Genomic DNA, 253 nt, shown 5'->3' with positions numbered 1-253 from the left:
AAGATGGCTACGGCCATTCCGATGATGTAGCCACCTACAAGATTCGCAACGACCGTCCCAGGCGGGAGCGACGGGAACCAGGCATTTAGCTTCAAGCCCAGTATCCAACGGAGCCAGGCACCCAAGGTCGCACCGAGTGCGATGGCTATGAGCGGCTTCAGCATGGAACGTCTCCCAAGGGGAATGGAAGACTAGGGGCCGGGGAGGGATATGGTCGGTGCATAGCGCTGTCCTCGAAAAAGACAGGGCGCAC

The 253-nt window shown here is 59.3% G+C and carries 1 protein-coding gene; it reads right to left on the bottom strand.

Features of this window, described 5'->3' with window-relative positions:
* Positions 1-164 (bottom strand): CrcB family protein (locus FS767_RS23300; RefSeq protein WP_256674314.1); only part of this gene is annotated, 164 nt, incomplete at its 3' end.
* Positions 165-253 lie beyond the last annotated feature (89 nt).

This window comes from Pseudomonas sp. DE0010, assembly GCF_007680745.1.
In the GTDB taxonomy this organism is placed as follows: domain Bacteria; phylum Pseudomonadota; class Gammaproteobacteria; order Pseudomonadales; family Pseudomonadaceae; genus Aquipseudomonas; species Aquipseudomonas parafulva_B.
This window is presented reverse-complemented; position numbering and strand designations above follow the sequence as displayed.